This is a genomic window from Pseudomonas fontis, from assembly GCF_028656955.1.
GTDB classification, from domain to species: Bacteria; Pseudomonadota; Gammaproteobacteria; order Pseudomonadales; family Pseudomonadaceae; genus Aquipseudomonas; species Aquipseudomonas fontis.
Map to the genome: position 1 here is coordinate 59,069 of NZ_JAMDGY010000080.1, position 15,730 is coordinate 74,798.

13 protein-coding genes are annotated in these 15,730 nt (G+C 62.0%); all 13 read left to right on the top strand.

Annotated elements, in window-relative coordinates:
- Positions 1-120: 120 nt before the first annotated feature.
- The 13 genes from M5G11_RS21890 (at position 121) to M5G11_RS21950 (ending at position 15,686) form a co-directional block, all read left to right on the top strand.
- Positions 121-834: an SIMPL domain-containing protein gene (locus tag M5G11_RS21890; protein WP_273909082.1), complete on the top strand. Its 714-nt coding sequence runs from the start codon at positions 121-123 to the stop codon at positions 832-834.
- 315 nt (positions 835-1,149) lie between these two features.
- Positions 1,150-2,775 carry an ABC transporter substrate-binding protein gene (locus M5G11_RS21895; protein ID WP_273909081.1) on the top strand — a complete coding sequence of 542 codons (1,626 nt, stop codon included), beginning with the start codon at positions 1,150-1,152 and terminating at the stop codon, positions 2,773-2,775.
- Positions 2,776-3,038: 263 nt separating this feature from the next.
- Positions 3,039-4,637, top strand: coding sequence for an ABC transporter substrate-binding protein (locus M5G11_RS21900; protein ID WP_273909080.1), 1,599 nt, complete (start codon positions 3,039-3,041; stop codon positions 4,635-4,637).
- A gap of 128 nt (positions 4,638-4,765) precedes the next feature.
- Positions 4,766-6,115, top strand: coding sequence for an OprD family porin (locus M5G11_RS21905; protein ID WP_273909079.1), 1,350 nt, complete (start codon positions 4,766-4,768; stop codon positions 6,113-6,115).
- Between the two features lie 75 nt (positions 6,116-6,190).
- Complete coding sequence (locus tag M5G11_RS21910) at positions 6,191-7,786, top strand: ABC transporter substrate-binding protein (protein WP_273909078.1); 1,596 nt, start codon at positions 6,191-6,193, stop codon at positions 7,784-7,786.
- 75 nt (positions 7,787-7,861) lie between these two features.
- A complete protein-coding gene (locus M5G11_RS21915; RefSeq protein ID WP_273909077.1) occupies positions 7,862-8,872 on the top strand; it encodes an ABC transporter permease subunit in 1,011 nt (336 codons plus the stop codon).
- Between the two features lie 11 nt (positions 8,873-8,883).
- Positions 8,884-9,813 carry an ABC transporter permease subunit gene (locus M5G11_RS21920; protein ID WP_273909076.1) on the top strand — a complete coding sequence of 310 codons (930 nt, stop codon included), beginning with the start codon at positions 8,884-8,886 and terminating at the stop codon, positions 9,811-9,813.
- Between the two features lie 12 nt (positions 9,814-9,825).
- Positions 9,826-10,794 (top strand): ABC transporter ATP-binding protein, encoded by a 969-nt coding sequence (locus tag M5G11_RS21925; protein WP_273909075.1) that lies wholly within the window; start codon positions 9,826-9,828, stop codon positions 10,792-10,794.
- Entirely contained in the window at positions 10,794-11,762 is a 969-nt protein-coding gene (locus M5G11_RS21930; protein ID WP_273909074.1) for a peptide ABC transporter ATP-binding protein, read from the top strand. Before M5G11_RS21925 ends, M5G11_RS21930 begins: the two co-directional genes overlap by 1 nt.
- Positions 11,763-11,897: 135 nt before the next feature.
- Positions 11,898-12,707, top strand: a complete 810-nt coding sequence (locus tag M5G11_RS21935; RefSeq protein ID WP_273909073.1) for a helix-turn-helix domain-containing protein — start codon at positions 11,898-11,900, stop codon at positions 12,705-12,707.
- 64 nt (positions 12,708-12,771) lie between these two features.
- Entirely contained in the window at positions 12,772-14,178 is a 1,407-nt protein-coding gene (locus M5G11_RS21940; protein ID WP_273909072.1) for an NAD(P)/FAD-dependent oxidoreductase, read from the top strand.
- A 32-nt stretch (positions 14,179-14,210) separates the two neighbouring features.
- Positions 14,211-14,552, top strand: coding sequence for a cupin domain-containing protein (locus M5G11_RS21945; RefSeq protein WP_273909071.1), 342 nt, complete (start codon positions 14,211-14,213; stop codon positions 14,550-14,552).
- A 54-nt stretch (positions 14,553-14,606) separates the two neighbouring features.
- Complete coding sequence (locus M5G11_RS21950) at positions 14,607-15,686, top strand: polyamine ABC transporter substrate-binding protein (RefSeq protein WP_273909070.1); 1,080 nt, start codon at positions 14,607-14,609, stop codon at positions 15,684-15,686.
- The last annotated feature ends 44 nt before the right edge of the window (positions 15,687-15,730 follow it).

Below are 15,730 nucleotides of genomic sequence, written 5' to 3' on the forward strand. Positions count from 1 at the left end.
AGCGCCACAGTCTCCACGCGCCGTAGTGGCCTTTTTGAACCTCGCTACACTTTCCACTGTCTTAGGGGCCTGCGTGGCCCGGATGTTCATCCCCCACGCCAACATTTCAAGGAGTTACACATGTTCACCCCACGTCGCAGCGCTACCCTGCTCATGGCCGCCGGCATGCTCGCCAGCCTGCCGGTATTGGCCGAAGAACCTCGCTACAACCAGATCTCGCTGCGCGCCGAAGTCAGCAAGGAAGTGGCCCGCGACCTGATGGTCGTCACCTTGTACACCGAGTCGCAGAACAGTGACCCGGCCAAGCTGGCCGCGGAAATCACCACCACCATGAACAAGGCGCTGGAACAGGCCCGTGGCGTCAAGGACATCAAGCTGGAGCAAGGCAGCCGCAACAGCTACCCGATCTACGACAACAAAGGCCAGAAGATCACCGGCTGGCGCGAGCGCGCCGAACTGCGCCTGGAAAGCAGTGATTTCCCTGCCTTGTCCAAGCTCACCGGCGACCTGCTGCAAGTGCTGAAAATGGGCGGGATGGACTTCGCCATCGCCCCGACCACGCGCAAGGCCAGCGAAGACGCCCTGCTCAAGGAGGCCGTCGCTGCGTTCAAGGCACGCGCACAACTGGCTACCGAAGCACTTGGAGGAAAAAGTTACAAAGTGGTCAGCATGAACCTCAATAGCAGCGGGTACCCTCACCCGTACGCTCGCGCCCCGATGATGATGAAAGCCGCCATGGCGGATGCCGGCGCCGCCCCCGCACCGGAAATCGAAGCCGGTACCAGCGACGTCAGCATGAGCGCCGATGGCACCATCGAAGTACAACTGCCGTAACAACGCAAAAGTGGGGTGTCGCAGCGGCTCCTGTCGCTACGGCACCTGCTACCGGGTAACACCACGCGCACATTTTTGGTGCACACTATGACTGTGCGCGCAAACTTGGTTCTCAAAACGCACTATTTTTCCCCTCGCAAACGATCAACTTCGTGAAAAATTACACGAATGCGACATTCCTGTACGTTCGTACCACCCTTTTGGCCCGGTCATCTTTTTGAGTGTTGCATTGGGTATGGGCCCTGCATAAGTATCCGCAGGTCGGCTCATGAGGCCGCCCTCAAACTCAAAAAAAATGACAACAATGAGGCCACCATGCTCAAACACGCGGTCATTCCGTTTCTAGTCGGTGCAGGCTTGCTTGCCAGCACACCCTTCGCCCAGGCTGCAAGCAACCTGGTGTTCTGCTCCGAAGGGAGCCCAGCGGGTTTCGACCCGGGCCAATACACCACCGGAACCGACTTCGATGCCTCAGCCGAGACGATCTTCAACCGCCTGAGTCAGTTCGAGCGTGGAGGCACCGCGGTCATCCCGGGCCTGGCCACCAGCTGGGATGTTTCCGATGACGGCCTGACCTACACCTTCCACCTGCGTGACGGCGTCAAGTTCCACACCACCCCGTATTTCAAGCCGACGCGCAATTTCAACGCCGACGACGTGCTGTTCACATTCAATCGAATGCTCGACAAGGACATGCCGTTCCGCAAGGCCTACCCGACCGAGTTCCCGTACTTCACCGACATGGGGATGGACAAGAACATCACCAAGGTCGAGAAGCTCGACGAGCACACCGTCAAGTTCACCCTGGCCACCGTCGACGCCGCGTTCATCCAGAACCTGGCCATGAGCTTTGCCTCGATCCAGTCCGCCGAATACGCCGCCAAGCTGCTCAAGGAAGGCAAGACCGCCGACCTCAACCAGAAGCCGATCGGCACCGGGCCGTTCGTGTTCAAGGCGTACCAGAAGGACTCGAACATCCGCTTCACCGGCAACAAGGACTACTGGAAGCCGGATGACGTGAAGATCGACAACCTGATCTTCGCCATCACCACCGATGCCTCCGTGCGCATGCAGAAGCTGAAGAAGAACGAGTGCCAGGTCACCCTGTTCCCACGCCCGGCCGACATCGAGCCGCTCAAGGCTGATCCGAACCTGAAGATGCCCGACCAGGCAGGCTTCAACCTCGGCTACATCGCCTACAACGTGATGGACAAGACCAAAGGCAGCGACCAGCCCAACCCGATGGCCCAGCTCAAGGTGCGCCAGGCGCTGGATATGTCCGTAAACAAAGAGCAGATCATCACGTCGGTGTACCAGGGCGCCGGCCAACTGGCGGTCAACGCCATGCCGCCGACCCAGTGGTCCTACGACACCACCATCAAGGACGCACCGTTCGACCCGGAGAAAGCCAAGCAACTGCTCAAGGAAGCCGGGGTCAAGGAAGGCACCGAAATCACCCTCTGGGCGATGCCGGTACAACGCCCGTACAACCCCAACGCCAAGCTGATGGCCGAAATGCTCCAGGCCGACTGGGCGAAGATCGGCATCAAGGCGAAGATCGTCAGCTACGAGTGGGGTGAGTACATCAAGCGCTCCAAGGGCGGCGAGAACGGCGCCATGCTGATTGGCTGGAGTGGTGACAACGGTGACCCGGACAACTGGCTGGGCACCCTGTTCGGCTGTGACGCGGTATCCGGCAACAACTTCTCGAAATGGTGTGACAAGCCGTTCGACGACCTCATCAAGCAGGCCAAATCCACCTCGGACCCGGCCAAGCGCACCGAGCTGTACAAACAAGCACAGCATCGCCTCAAAGAACAGGTTCCGATGACACCTATCGCACACTCGACGGTGTATCAACCCATGCGCACGACCGTACAGGACTTCAAGATCAGCCCGTTTGGCTTGAACTCCTTCTACGGGGTCAGCGTAAGCAAGTAGCAGGTAACGGCCCCGGAACTGTCTGACGGCAGCCCGGGGCCTTCACTGACTACTGGCTCGGGACCTGTACGCGTATCGAGATCTTTCAGATCAGAAGAATCGGTGCGACGTTCAGAAATATCCCACAGCTACCGAACCATTTCGTACCTCCTCGGACACTCCTCACGGCCCTAACGTGAGAGGGCGCGCCGCAGGTGGCGGATGACGGTTTGCTGTGCGCCACGGATTGCTCGAACAACTCGAAAAAAAGGATCGGAAATCCCATGCGTAGCACCTCTTTCTTTGCCGCCCTGCTCAGTGCAGGTTTGCTGGCACAGGCACCCTTTACCCTGGCCAAAGACAACAGCCTGGTGTTTTGCTCCGAAGGCAGCCCCGGCGGCTTTGATACCGCCCAGTACACCAGCGCCACCGACAACGATGCCGCCGAGCCGATCTACAACCGCCTGGTGGAATTCGAACGCGGCGCCACCGGCGTCAAGCCGGCCCTGGCGACCCGCTGGGAGGTGTCTGACGACGGCCTGAGCTACACCTTCCACCTGCGTGAAGGGGTCAAGTTCCACAGCAACAAAGGCTTCACCCCGAGCCGCACCTTCAACGCCGACGACGTGCTGTACACCTACCAGCGCATGCTTGACCCCAACCACCCGCTGCGCAAGGCCTACCCCACCGAGTTCCCGTACTTCACCAGCATGAGCCTGGACAAGAACATCGCCTCGATCGAAAAGCTCGACGCCAACACGGTCAAGTTCACCCTCAACAGCGTTGACGCCGCATTCATCCAGAACCTGGCCATGAGCTTCGCCTCGATCATCTCGGCCGAATACGCCACCCAGCTGATCGCCTCGGGCAAGCCCAGCGACCTCAACCAGAAGCCGATCGGTACCGGGCCGTTCGTGTTCCAGCGCTACCAGAAGGACTCGCAGATCCGCTATCGCGGCAACAAGGACTACTGGGACCCGGCCCAGGTGCAGATCGATCAGCTGATTTTCTCGATCAACACCGACCCATCGGTGCGCATCCAGAAGCTGCGCAAGAACGAATGCCAGGTGACCCTGCACCCACGCCCGGCCGACCTTGAAGCACTCAAGGCCGACAAGACCTTGCAGGTGATAGAAAAGCCCGGCTTCAACCTTGGCTATATCGCCTACAACACCCAGCACAAGCCCTTCGACCAGCTCGAAGTACGCCAGGCCATGGACATGGCAGTGAACAAGGCCGCCATCGTCAGCACCGTGTTCCAGCACGCGGGCCAGTCGGCGGCCAACGCCATGCCACCGACCCAGTGGTCCTACGACGAGACCATCAAGGACGCCGCTTACGACCCGGACAAGGCCCGCGCCATGCTGCGCGCGGCCGGGGTCAAGGAAGGCACTGAAATCACCCTCTGGGCGATGCCGGTACAACGCCCGTACAACCCAAACGCCAAGCTGATGGCCGAAATGCTCCAGGCCGACTGGGGCAAGGTCGGCCTGAAGGTCAAGATCGTCAGCTACGAATGGGGCGAATACCTCAAGCGCACCAAGGACGGTGAACACGACACCATGCTGATCGGCTGGACCGGCGACAACGGCGACCCGGACAACTGGCTCGGCACGCTCTACAGCTGCGACGCCATCGGCAGCAACAACTACTCGATGTGGTGCGACAAACCCTACGACGACCTGGTCAAGAAAGCCAAGACGGTAACCGACCGCGAGCAGCGTTCCGAGCTGTATCGCCAGGCCCAGCAGCGCCTCAAGCAGCGGGTGCCAATCACCCCGATTGCCCACTCGACGGTCAACCAGCCGCTCAGTGCCAAGGTCGAGGGTTTCAAGGTCAGCCCGTTCGGGCGTAACAACTTCTCCGGCGTCAGCGTGGACTGATACCCGGTGTTTCCCGCTCAAGTTCCACCGCAAGATCCGTCCGGTCCACAAGGCCGGTCGGCACCATAAAAAAAAGAGAAGTTAAAGGGAGCTTTACCTTGAGACGAACCACCCAAGCAGTATTGGCCATGTCCCTGACCGGACTGTCCGCCATGGCCCACGCCGACTCCGCCAGCCAGGACTTCGTCCCGGTTACCGTGAAATCCACCAGTGCCCAGGCTGAAACCAAGGGCTTCTTCGAAGACCAGAGCCTGTCGGGCACTACCCGCAATTGGTACGCCCACGAACGCGCCACCCGACAGGCGCTGTTCAAACACCAATCCAGCGATGGCACCAGCCACCCTACCCACAAACGTACCAACTGGGTGCAGGGCACCATCCTCAACTACACCTCCGGTTTCACCGAAGGCACCGTGGGCTTCAGCACCGAAGTTGCCGCCTACAACGCCATTGCCCTGGAGCGCGGACGCGCGACCGTGGCCGGCCCCAACAACCGCACCCTGACCCACCGCGACGGTGACGTGATCGGCCAGTGGAGCAAGATGGGTTTGGCCAACGTCAAGGCGCGGGTATCCAACACCACCCTGACCGCTGGTCGCCAGTCGATCGATACCCCGGTTCTGGCCTACATCGCCAACCGTGCACTGCCTTCGAGCTTTGAAGGTGTGAGCCTGCACAGCGCCGAGTTCGACAACATTTCGTTCGACCTGGGCACCTTCGACCGCCTCTCCACCCGGACCGAGCAGGGCACCAGCAAGTTCGTTGCCGAGTACGGTGACCGCGCGTTCGAAGCCGACCACGTCAATATCGGCGGTATCAACTACCAGCCGCTGAAGAGCCTGAAAACCAGCTTCTACGTGTCCAACGTCGAAGACCTGTGGAACCAGTACTACTTCGGCGCTACCCACGAACTGGGTGACAGCTCGGTACTGAGCCTGTCCACCGGCCTGAACTACTACAAGACCGTGGACGAAGGCAAAAGCCTGCTGGGCGATATCGACAACGATACCTACAGCCTGGCGTTCGGCCTGACCCACCAGGCGCACACCCTGACCTTCTCCTGGCAGCAGGTGAACGGTGACGAGTACTTCGACTACCTGCACGACACCAACGCGATCTTCCTGGCCAACTCCCTGCTCTCGGACTTCAACGGCCCGAACGAGAAGTCCCTGCAGATCAACTACTCGCTGAACATGGCGCAGTTCGGTGTACCGGGCCTGAAATTCAGCCTGTACAACGCCCGCGGCTGGGGTATCGACGGTACCAACTACAAGGGCACCGCGTATGACGTGAAGAAGATGGATGGCGAAAACCACTACGAGTGGGGCTTCGGCACCAGCTACGCGGTGCAGAGCGGCCCGCTGAAGGACACGGCCATCCGCGCCACCTACACCGCGCACCGCGCCAGCAAGAACCAGGGTGACGGCAGCCTGGACGAGTTCCGCCTGGTTACCACCATTCCATTCAACATTCTGTAAGCCCGTACGTCCACGACCGGCCCACCGCGCCGGTCGTGGCGTCTACGCTGGCTAAACTGCAAGCAGGGAGGTTCCATGAAATTGTTACCGCTACAAGCTGCCATGGCAGCTGTACTGTTGAGTGCTGCGGCGGGCCTGGCGGCCAAGCCGCTGGTAGTGTGTACCGAGTCCAGCCCGGAAGGATTCGACATCGTCCAGTTCACCACCGCGGTCACCGCCGACGCCTCGGCTGAAACCGTGTTCAACCGCCTGGTCGACTTCAAGCCCGGCACCACCGAAATCCAGCCAGCACTCGCCGAGAAGTGGGAGATCAGTGCCGACGGCCTGACCTACACCTTCCACCTGCGACCAGGCGTCAAGTTCCATACCACCGACTACTTCAAACCCACCCGCGAGATGAATGCCGACGACGTGCTCTGGAGCATCCGACGACAGCTCGACCCGAACCACCCGTGGCATGACAAGAGCAGTGTTGGCTTCCCCTACTTCGAGAGCATGGGCTTCAAGGACCTGCTCAAAAGCGTCGAGAAAACCGACGACCATACCGTGGTCTTCACCCTGACCCGCCCCGAGGCACCGTTCCTGCGTGACCTGGCCATGGCCTTCACCTCGATCTACTCCGCCGAATATGGCGACCAGTTGCTCAAGGCCGGCAAAACCTCTGACCTCAACAACAAGCCGATCGGCACCGGCGCGTTCATCTTCCAGCGCTACAGCAAGGACGCCCAGGTACGCTTCAAGGCCAACCCGGAGTACTTCCGCGGCAAGCCACCGAGCGACACCCTGGTATTCGCCATCACCCCTGACAACAACGTACGCCTGCAGAAGCTACGGGCCAACGAGTGCCAGGTAGCGTTGTATCCCAAGCCTGACTCCGTGGAAGGCATCAAGGCCGATCCCAAGCTGAAAGTCGCCGAAATGGAAGCCCTGACCACCGGCTACATTTCCCTGAACACCGAGCACAAATACCTCAACGATGTGCGGGTGCGCAAAGCCATCAGCTACGCCTTCGACCGCCAGACCCACGTCAACCAGCTGTTTGGCAAAGGCAACGCGGTGATCGGGGTCAACCCCTACCCACCGACGATGCTGGGCTACAACACCGCCAACCAGAATCCACCCCTGGACCTGGACAAGGCCCGCGCCCTGATCAAGGAAGCCGGCGTGCCGGAAGGCACCGTGCTGACCCTGTTCACCCGCAACGGCGGCGGCGCCACCAACCCCAACCCGAGCCTCAGTGCGCAGCTGTTCCAGGCGGACCTGGCCAAGATCGGCTTGAAGGTGGATATCCGCGTCATGGAGTGGGCCGAAATGCTCAGTCGTGCCAAGAAAGGCGAAGCCGACATGGTTTCGGCGGGTTGGGCCAGCGACAACGGTGACCCGGACAACTTCCTCAGCCCGCTGCTCAGCTGTGACGCGGTCAAAAGCGGCGAGAACTATTCGCGCTGGTGCAACAAGCAATTCCAGGACCTGATCAGCAAAGCCCGCGAAGTGTCCGCTGACACCGAGCGTGGCGCGCTCTATTCCCAGGCCCTGGCGGTGTACGATGCAGAACAACCGTGGATCAGCATCGCGCACCCGAAGATGTTTACCGCGATGCGCAATAACGTAGAGGGTTATCACATCAACCCGCTAACCAATAACAACTTCGCCACTACCCAGGTGAAGTAAAACAATAAACGCCCGCCCATGCCCTACCCGGGCAGCGGCGGGCACGCCTAACCGGCTGACGAGGTAAACCAGAAGATGTTTAGTTTTATTGCCCGGCGTCTGGGACTCTTGATCCCGACCTTCTTCGGCATCACCTTGCTGACATTCGCGCTCATACGACTGATACCCGGCGACCCGGTCGAAGTCATGATGGGCGAACGCCGGGTCGACCCCGAGATGCACGCGCAGGCCATGGAGCGCCTGGGCCTGAACAAGCCGCTGCCCGCGCAGTACCTCGACTATGTCGAGAAGCTGGCACAAGGTGATCTCGGCGAATCGCTACGCACCCGCGAAAGCGTCTGGAACGAATTTCTCACCCTCTTCCCCGCCACCCTGGAACTGGCCATTGCCGCGTTGTTCTTCGCCGGCATCGTCGGCCTGCTCGCCGGGGTGATTGCCGCGCTCAAGCGTGGCTCGCTGTTCGACCACGGGGTCATGGGCATCTCACTGGCCGGCTATTCGATGCCGATCTTCTGGTGGGGCCTGATCCTGATCATGTTCTTCTCGGTAAGCCTAGGTTGGACCCCTGTTTCCGGGCGAATAGACCTGCTCTACGACATCGAGCCGAAAACCGGCTTCATGCTCATCGACACCCTGCTCAGTGACGAGGAAGGCGCATTCAAGGACGCGTTGATGCACCTGATTCTGCCGGCCATCGTGCTCGGCACCATCCCGTTGGCGGTGATCGCGCGGATGACCCGCTCGTCGATGCTCGAAGTGCTGCGCGAAGACTACATCCGTACCGCCCGGGCCAAGGGCCTGTCGCCGGCACGCGTGGTGTTCGTGCATGGCTTGCGCAACGCACTGATCCCGGTGCTGACCGTATTCGGCCTGCAAGTCGGCACCTTGCTCGCGGGTGCGGTGCTGACCGAAACCATCTTCTCCTGGCCGGGCATCGGCAAATGGCTGATCGAAGCCATCGGCGCCCGTGACTACCCCGTCGTACAGAACGGCATCCTGCTGATTGCCTGCCTGGTGATCCTGGTCAACTTCGTCGTAGACATCCTCTACGGCCTGGCCAACCCACGCATCCGTCATCAGCGCTGAGGTCCAGAACCATGACTACGCCTATTCCAAAAACCGCCACCACGACCGCCAGCCCGATTGACCAGAGCCTGCTCTACCCGTCGCCGTACAAGGAGTTCTGGCACGCCTTCTCGCGCAACAAGGGCGCCGTTGCCGGCCTGGCCTTCATGTGCGTGATCGTGTTCTGCGCACTGTTCGCACCGTGGGTTGCGCCGCACGACCCGAGCGAGCAGTACCGCGAATTCCTCCTCACCCCACCGGTATGGCTGGAAGGCGGCAACTGGTCGTTCATCCTCGGCACCGACGAGCTGGGGCGCGACCTGCTGTCGCGACTGATCCAGGGTTCGCGCCTGTCGCTGCTGATCGGTTTGTCGTCGGTGGTGATCTCGCTGCTGCCGGGGGTGTTCCTGGGCCTCTTGGCCGGGTTCTTCCCGCGCCTCCTCGGCCCATCGATCATGCGCCTGATGGATGTGATGCTAGCCCTGCCCTCGTTGCTGCTGGCCGTGGCGATTGTCGCCATCCTCGGCCCTGGCCTGATCAACACCGTGATCGCCATCGCCATCGTCTCGCTGCCGTCCTATGTACGTCTGACCCGCGCTGCGGTGATGGGCGAACTGAACCGCGACTACGTGACCGCCGCGCGCCTGGCCGGTGCCAGCCTGCCACGCCTGATGTTCATCACCGTGCTGCCCAACTGCATGGCGCCGCTGATCGTACAGGCCACCCTGAGCTTCTCCTCGGCGATCCTCGACGCCGCTGCACTGGGCTTCCTCGGCCTGGGCGTACAGCCGCCCACCCCTGAGTGGGGGACCATGCTGGCCTCGGCCCGTGACTACATCGAACGCGCCTGGTGGGTGGTGAGCCTGCCTGGCCTGACCATTTTGCTCAGCGTGCTGGCAATCAACCTGATGGGCGACGGGCTGCGCGATGCGCTGGACCCGAAACTCAAGAATGCCGCCTGAGGAGTTGCCCCCATGTCACTTCTGCAAATCAAGAATCTGAACGTGCGCTTTGGCGACGCCAATGCGATCCCGGTGGTCGACGGTCTCGACCTGAATGTGGACAAAGGTGAAGTGCTGGCGATTGTCGGCGAATCCGGTTCCGGCAAGTCGGTGACCATGATGGCGCTGATGGGGCTGATCGATGCCCCCGGGCGCATTACCGCCGACGCGCTGACCTTCGACGGCACCGACATGCTCAAGCTCAGCGGTCGCCAGCGGCGCAAGGTGGTGGGCAAGGACATGGCGATGGTCTTCCAGGACCCGATGACCGCGCTCAACCCCAGCTACACCGTGGGCTTCCAGATCGAAGAGGTGCTGCGCCAGCACCTGGGCCTGAAGGGCAAGGCGGCGCGCCAGCGGGCGCTGGAGCTGCTTAAAAAGGTCGAGATCCCGGCACCGGAAAGCCGCCTGGATGCCTACCCGCACCAACTGTCTGGCGGCATGAGCCAGCGTGTGGCAATTGCCATGGCGATTGCCGGCGAGCCCAAGCTACTGATCGCCGATGAACCGACCACCGCCCTGGACGTGACCATTCAGGCACAGATCATGGAGCTGCTGCTGAACCTGCAAAAAGAGCAGAACATGGCGCTGATCCTGATCACCCACGACCTCGCCGTAGTGGCTGAAACCGCCAAGCGGGTCTGCGTGATGTACGCAGGCCAGGCCGTGGAAGTCGGCCAAGTGCCGGAGTTGTTCGACGTGCCGGCGCACCCTTACAGCGAAGCGCTGTTGGCGGCGATCCCCGAGCACAGCGAAGGCGCCGAGCGCCTGGCAACGCTGCCGGGTATCGTCCCCGGTCGCTACGACCGGCCTGTCGGTTGCCTGCTGTCGCCGCGCTGCCCGTATGTGCAGGACAGCTGCCGCCGCGAGCGCCCGTTGCTGGACCCTCAGGCCCATAGCCTGGTGCGTTGTTTCTACCCGCTGAACCAGGAGGTGGCGTAATGAGCGTCGTCCTAACCGCCCGCGACCTTACCCGTCACTACGAAGTCTCCCGTGGCCTGTTCAAGGGCCATGCCCTGGTGCGCGCCCTCAACGGCGTGTCGTTCGAGTTGGAGGCCGGCAAGACCCTGGCCGTGGTCGGCGAGTCCGGCTGTGGCAAGTCGACCCTGGCCCGCGCGCTGACGCTGATCGAGGAGCCTTCGTCCGGCTCGCTGAAAATCGCCGGCCATGAAGTCAGTGGCGCCACCAAGGATCAGCGCAAGCAGCTGCGCCGCGATGTGCAGATGGTGTTCCAGAGCCCGTATGCCTCGCTCAACCCACGGCAGAAAATCGGTGACCAGTTGGCCGAGCCACTGGTGATCAACACCAACCTGTCGAAGGCCGAACGGCGCGAGAAGGTCCAGGCGATGATGATGCAGGTCGGTTTGCGGCCTGAGCATTACCAGCGCTATCCACACATGTTCTCGGGTGGCCAGCGCCAGCGGATCGCCCTGGCGCGGGCGATGATGCTGCAACCGAAAGTGCTGGTGGCGGATGAACCGACTTCGGCGCTGGACGTGTCGATCCAGGCGCAGGTGCTGAACCTGTTCATGGACCTGCAGAAGGAGTTCAACACCGCCTATGTGTTCATCTCGCACAACCTGGCGGTGGTGCGGCATGTGGCGGATCAGGTGTTGGTGATGTACCTCGGGCGGCCGGCGGAAATGGGCCCCAAGGAAGACATCTACGCCAAGCCGTTGCACCCCTATACCCAGGCGCTGCTGTCGGCGACACCGACTATTCATCCGGACCCGCTGAAGCCGAAGATCAAGATCTCCGGTGAACTGCCCAACCCGCTGAACCCGCCGTCAGGCTGCGCGTTCCACAAGCGTTGCCCATATGCGACGGAGCGCTGCTCGACCGAAGAGCCGGCGTTCCGTGCGGTGGGGACGCGGCAGGTGGCTTGCCACTATGCGGAGCAGTTCCTCTAGCCGGTGGTGAAACCATCGCGGGACCAGCCCGCTCCCACAAGGTTCGTTGTGGGAGCGGGCTGGTCCCGCGATGAGGCCTTGACTGACACCCCGCAATTGCCCAACTCTGTGGCATCACCGCCACAGAGTCCCATCATGGCACTCCTCCCCCTCCCCGACGGCCCGGAACAAACTCCGGAAACCGCCGCCACCGTGCTGCGTTACCACCTGTGCTGGAAGCATCGCGACCTGGACGGGGTCATGGCGCTCTACCACCCGGACATCCAGTACAACGACTTCTTCCAGAACCGCGTCCTGCACCTGGACGAACTGCGCGCCTACGTCGCCGCCAGCATGCCCCGCGAGGCCGGTGAAGACATCGTCCACAGCGATCGCATCCGCGTCGATGGCTGCACTGCGTTCATCCAGTACGACGTCACCCTGAGCGGTGGCGAAGGCCTGGTCGCGTTCAAGGCCAGCGAAGCCATCAGCGTGCGTGACGGGCTGATCTGGCGGGTCAACGAATACGCCTCGCTGATCCGTGAACACGCCAGCCACGATACCCAGGCCAGCCTGCGCCCGGCCGTCAGCCGCCTGGGCCTGTCACCGCGCCAACTGAGCTTCATGGCCGAAGACCTGGAACAGTACTTTCAGCGCCGCCAACCCTACCTCGACCCAGAGTTGGACCTGCAACAGGTCGCCCGCGAATGCGGCTACAGCCGCAACCAGATGTCCTACCTGCTCAACCAGGTGCTCGGCCAGAGCTTCTACCGCTACGTCAACCAGGCCCGCCTGCAACACCTGCTGGCCCAGCTGGAACTGGCCGAACCACCCGTGCGCATCGACGACCTGGCATTCGCCGCCGGCTTCAATTCGCTGTCGGCGTTCTACAAATGCTTCCGCCAGCACACCGGCCTGTCGCCCAAGGCCTACGTAAAGCAAATTTCCCTGCGGACACGCACGTAAGACAACCATGCTGCATTGCTTCTAGGATCGCCCACAGACCGTAATGAATGTGGAGTGCTACAGCATGCAGGCATGGCGCAACATCAGCCTTTGGATGGACCAGCTCGACGAGTCGCTGAGCGCGCGCCCGGCCTTGCGCCAGGACCTGGACGTCGACGTCTGCATCATCGGCGCCGGCTATACCGGGCTGTGGACCGCCTACTACCTCAAGCGCCAGGCACCACACCTGAACATCGCCATTGTCGAAGGCAAGATCGCCGGCTTCGGCGCCTCCGGGCGCAACGGTGGCTGGCTGATGGGCAACCTGCTCGGCGAGGACCGCCTGCTGGCCGGCTGCTCCCCACAACAGCGCCGCGCAGGCTTCGACCTGTTGCACGGCATCCCCGATGAAGTACAAAGCGTGCTTGAGCGCGAAGGCATCGACTGCGACTTTCGCAAAGGTGGCGTGCTGTATTGCGCCGCCCGTTACCGCGAGCAGGAAGCGACCCTGCGCAGCTACCTGCAAAAACTCTACAAACAGGGGCTGACCGAAAACGAATACCGCTGGTTGAGCCCGGAAGAACTTGCCGGCCAACTGCGCATCGCCACGCCATTTGGCGCGATCTTCAACCCCAACGTCGCCACCATCCAGCCGGCCAAGCTGGTGCGCGGGCTGGCCCGCAGCGTCGAGCGCCTGGGCGTGAAGATCTACGAGAACACCCCCGCCACCGACTGGCGCGCAGGCCTCGTCAGCACCGCGCAGCACACCATCAAGTGCAATTGGGTAGTGCCCGCCGTGGAAGGTTATTCCATGGAGCTACCCCCGCTGGGCCGCTACCAGATGCCGGTACAAAGCCTGCTGGTGGCCACCGAGCCTTTGCCCGCGCAGGTCTGGGACGAGATCGGCCTGAGCCACGGCCAGGCCTTCAGCGAGAACAGCCGCCAGGTCACCTACGGCCAGCGCAGCGCCGACAATCGCCTGGTGTTCGGCGCCCGGGGCGGCTACCGCTTTGCTGGCAAACTGCGGGAGAACTTCGACCTGACCGAGAGCGAGATCGAACTGCGCCGCTACCTGTTCAGCGAGCTGTTCCCGCAGCTCAAGGATGTGCGCATCAGCCACGCCTGGGGCGGCAACCTGGGCATGGCCCGGCGCTTCCAGCCGCACATGCTGTGCGACCCGCACAACGGCATCGCCCTGGCCGGCGGCTATGGCGGCGAAGGGGTCGGCGCCAGCAACCTGGGCGGGCGCACCCTCGCCGCACTGATTCTCGAGCAAACCAACGCACTCACCGAACAGCCCTGGGTGCACCGCCCCGGCCGCGTGCAAGCGCTCGCCCGCTGGGAGCCGGAACCGTGCCGCTGGCTGGGCTACAACGCGATCATCAAGAGTTTCGTCCATGAGGACCAGACCCTCGCCAACCCGCACAGCGCCCCCTGGCGCCGGCGCCTGGCCAGCGGTGTCGCGGACTTCATGGAAGGCTTCATGCACTGACCCTCAGCCCCCTTTGCACAGGATTTACCGGTATGAGCATTACCCAGTTCAAGAACACCGACAGCGTTGTCCTGGAAGAGTCCAACCCGGTCGCAGTGCCACTTGGCGAGCCGATCTCGGTCGCCTCGGTAACCGCTGTCGAGCGTAGCGACGGCGTCGAAACCGGCATCTGGGAATGCACCCCGGGGCGCTGGCGGCGACAGATCGTCCAGCAGGAGTTCTGCCATTTCATCAAGGGCCGGTGCACCTTCACCCCCGACGGTGGCGAGCCCCTGGTCATCGAAGCGGGCGACGCACTGATGTTGCCGGCAAACAGCACCGGGATCTGGGACATCCAGGAAACCGTGCGCAAAACCTACGTACTGATCTTCTGATCATTTGATCGCCTGCCTCCTTCGACAACAACACAGAAAGCAAGGAATCCAGTCATGCGCCCATTGCTCTTCGCACCCCTGTTGCTGGCCGCCTCCGTCGCCCATGCGGCGGACACGGTAAAGATCTACAACTGGTCCAGCTACATTGCCCCGGACACCCTGAAGAACTTCCAGCAAGCCACCGGCATCGTGCCGACCTACGACGTGTTCGACAGCAACGAAACCCTCGACGGCAAGCTGATGACCGGCAACTCCGGGTATGACGTGGTGTTCCCCTCCAACCACTTCATGGCCCGGCAGATCCAGGGCAAGGCGCTGAAGGCGCTGGACAAGAGCCAACTGCCAAACTGGAAGAACCTCAACCCGGTGCTGCTCAAGGCGCTGGAGGTGAATGATCCGGGCAACCAGTACGGCTTCCCGTACCTGTGGGGCAGTACCGGGATCGGCTACAACGTCGACAAGGTCAAGGCGGTGCTGGGCAACAATGCCCCGGTGGATTCCTGGGACCTGATCTTCAAGCCCGAGTACATCAGCAAGCTCAAGAGCTGTGGCGTGGCGATCCTCGACAACGGCCCGGAGCTGTTGCCGATTGCCCTGAACTACCTGGGGCTGCCGCCTCACAGCCAGGACCCGAAGGACTACGACAAGGCCAAGGAACTGCTGATGAAGGTGCGCCCGTACATCAGCTACTTCCACTCCTCCAAGTACACCGGGGACCTGGCCAATGGCGATATCTGCGTGGTGGTGGGGTTCTCAGGCGATGTGCTGCAAGCGAAGAACCGCGCCGAAGAGGCCAACAATGGCGTGAAGGTGGGCTATGCGATTCCCAAGGAGGGCGCGCCGATGTGGTTCGACATGGTCGCCATGCCGGCCGATGCACCGGATGAAAAAGCCGGGTACGCCTACATGAACTACCTGTTGGAGCCCAAGGTGATGGCCAACATCAGCAACCACGTGCAGTACGCCAACGGCAACCTGCAGGCGGACACTCTGGTCGACCCGGCCATGAAGGCCAACACGATGATTTACCCAAGTGACGAGATGCTCGGCAAGTTGTTCGCCCTGGAGGCGATGCCGGCGAAGATCGACCGGATCCGTACGCGGATCTGGACCAGTATCAAAGCGGGGAACTGAATCTGGCTTGAGGGCCTCATCGCGGGGCCAGCCCGCTCCAACAG

Bases quoted from the DNA above. Each gene is read 5' to 3' on its own strand.
- M5G11_RS21890 (WP_273909082.1), top strand. From the start codon at position 121: ATGTTCACCCCACGTCGCAGCGCTACCCTGCTCATGGCCGCCGGCATG.
- M5G11_RS21895 (WP_273909081.1), top strand. From the start codon at position 1,150: ATGCTCAAACACGCGGTCATTCCGTTTCTAGTCGGTGCAGGCTTGCTT.
- M5G11_RS21900 (WP_273909080.1), top strand. From the start codon at position 3,039: ATGCGTAGCACCTCTTTCTTTGCCGCCCTGCTCAGTGCAGGTTTGCTG.
- M5G11_RS21905 (WP_273909079.1), top strand. From the start codon at position 4,766: ATGTCCCTGACCGGACTGTCCGCCATGGCCCACGCCGACTCCGCCAGC.
- M5G11_RS21910 (WP_273909078.1), top strand. From the start codon at position 6,191: ATGAAATTGTTACCGCTACAAGCTGCCATGGCAGCTGTACTGTTGAGT.
- M5G11_RS21915 (WP_273909077.1), top strand. From the start codon at position 7,862: ATGTTTAGTTTTATTGCCCGGCGTCTGGGACTCTTGATCCCGACCTTC.
- M5G11_RS21920 (WP_273909076.1), top strand. From the start codon at position 8,884: ATGACTACGCCTATTCCAAAAACCGCCACCACGACCGCCAGCCCGATT.
- M5G11_RS21925 (WP_273909075.1), top strand. From the start codon at position 9,826: ATGTCACTTCTGCAAATCAAGAATCTGAACGTGCGCTTTGGCGACGCC.
- M5G11_RS21930 (WP_273909074.1), top strand. From the start codon at position 10,794: ATGAGCGTCGTCCTAACCGCCCGCGACCTTACCCGTCACTACGAAGTC.
- M5G11_RS21935 (WP_273909073.1), top strand. From the start codon at position 11,898: ATGGCACTCCTCCCCCTCCCCGACGGCCCGGAACAAACTCCGGAAACC.
- M5G11_RS21940 (WP_273909072.1), top strand. From the start codon at position 12,772: ATGCAGGCATGGCGCAACATCAGCCTTTGGATGGACCAGCTCGACGAG.
- M5G11_RS21945 (WP_273909071.1), top strand. From the start codon at position 14,211: ATGAGCATTACCCAGTTCAAGAACACCGACAGCGTTGTCCTGGAAGAG.
- M5G11_RS21950 (WP_273909070.1), top strand. From the start codon at position 14,607: ATGCGCCCATTGCTCTTCGCACCCCTGTTGCTGGCCGCCTCCGTCGCC.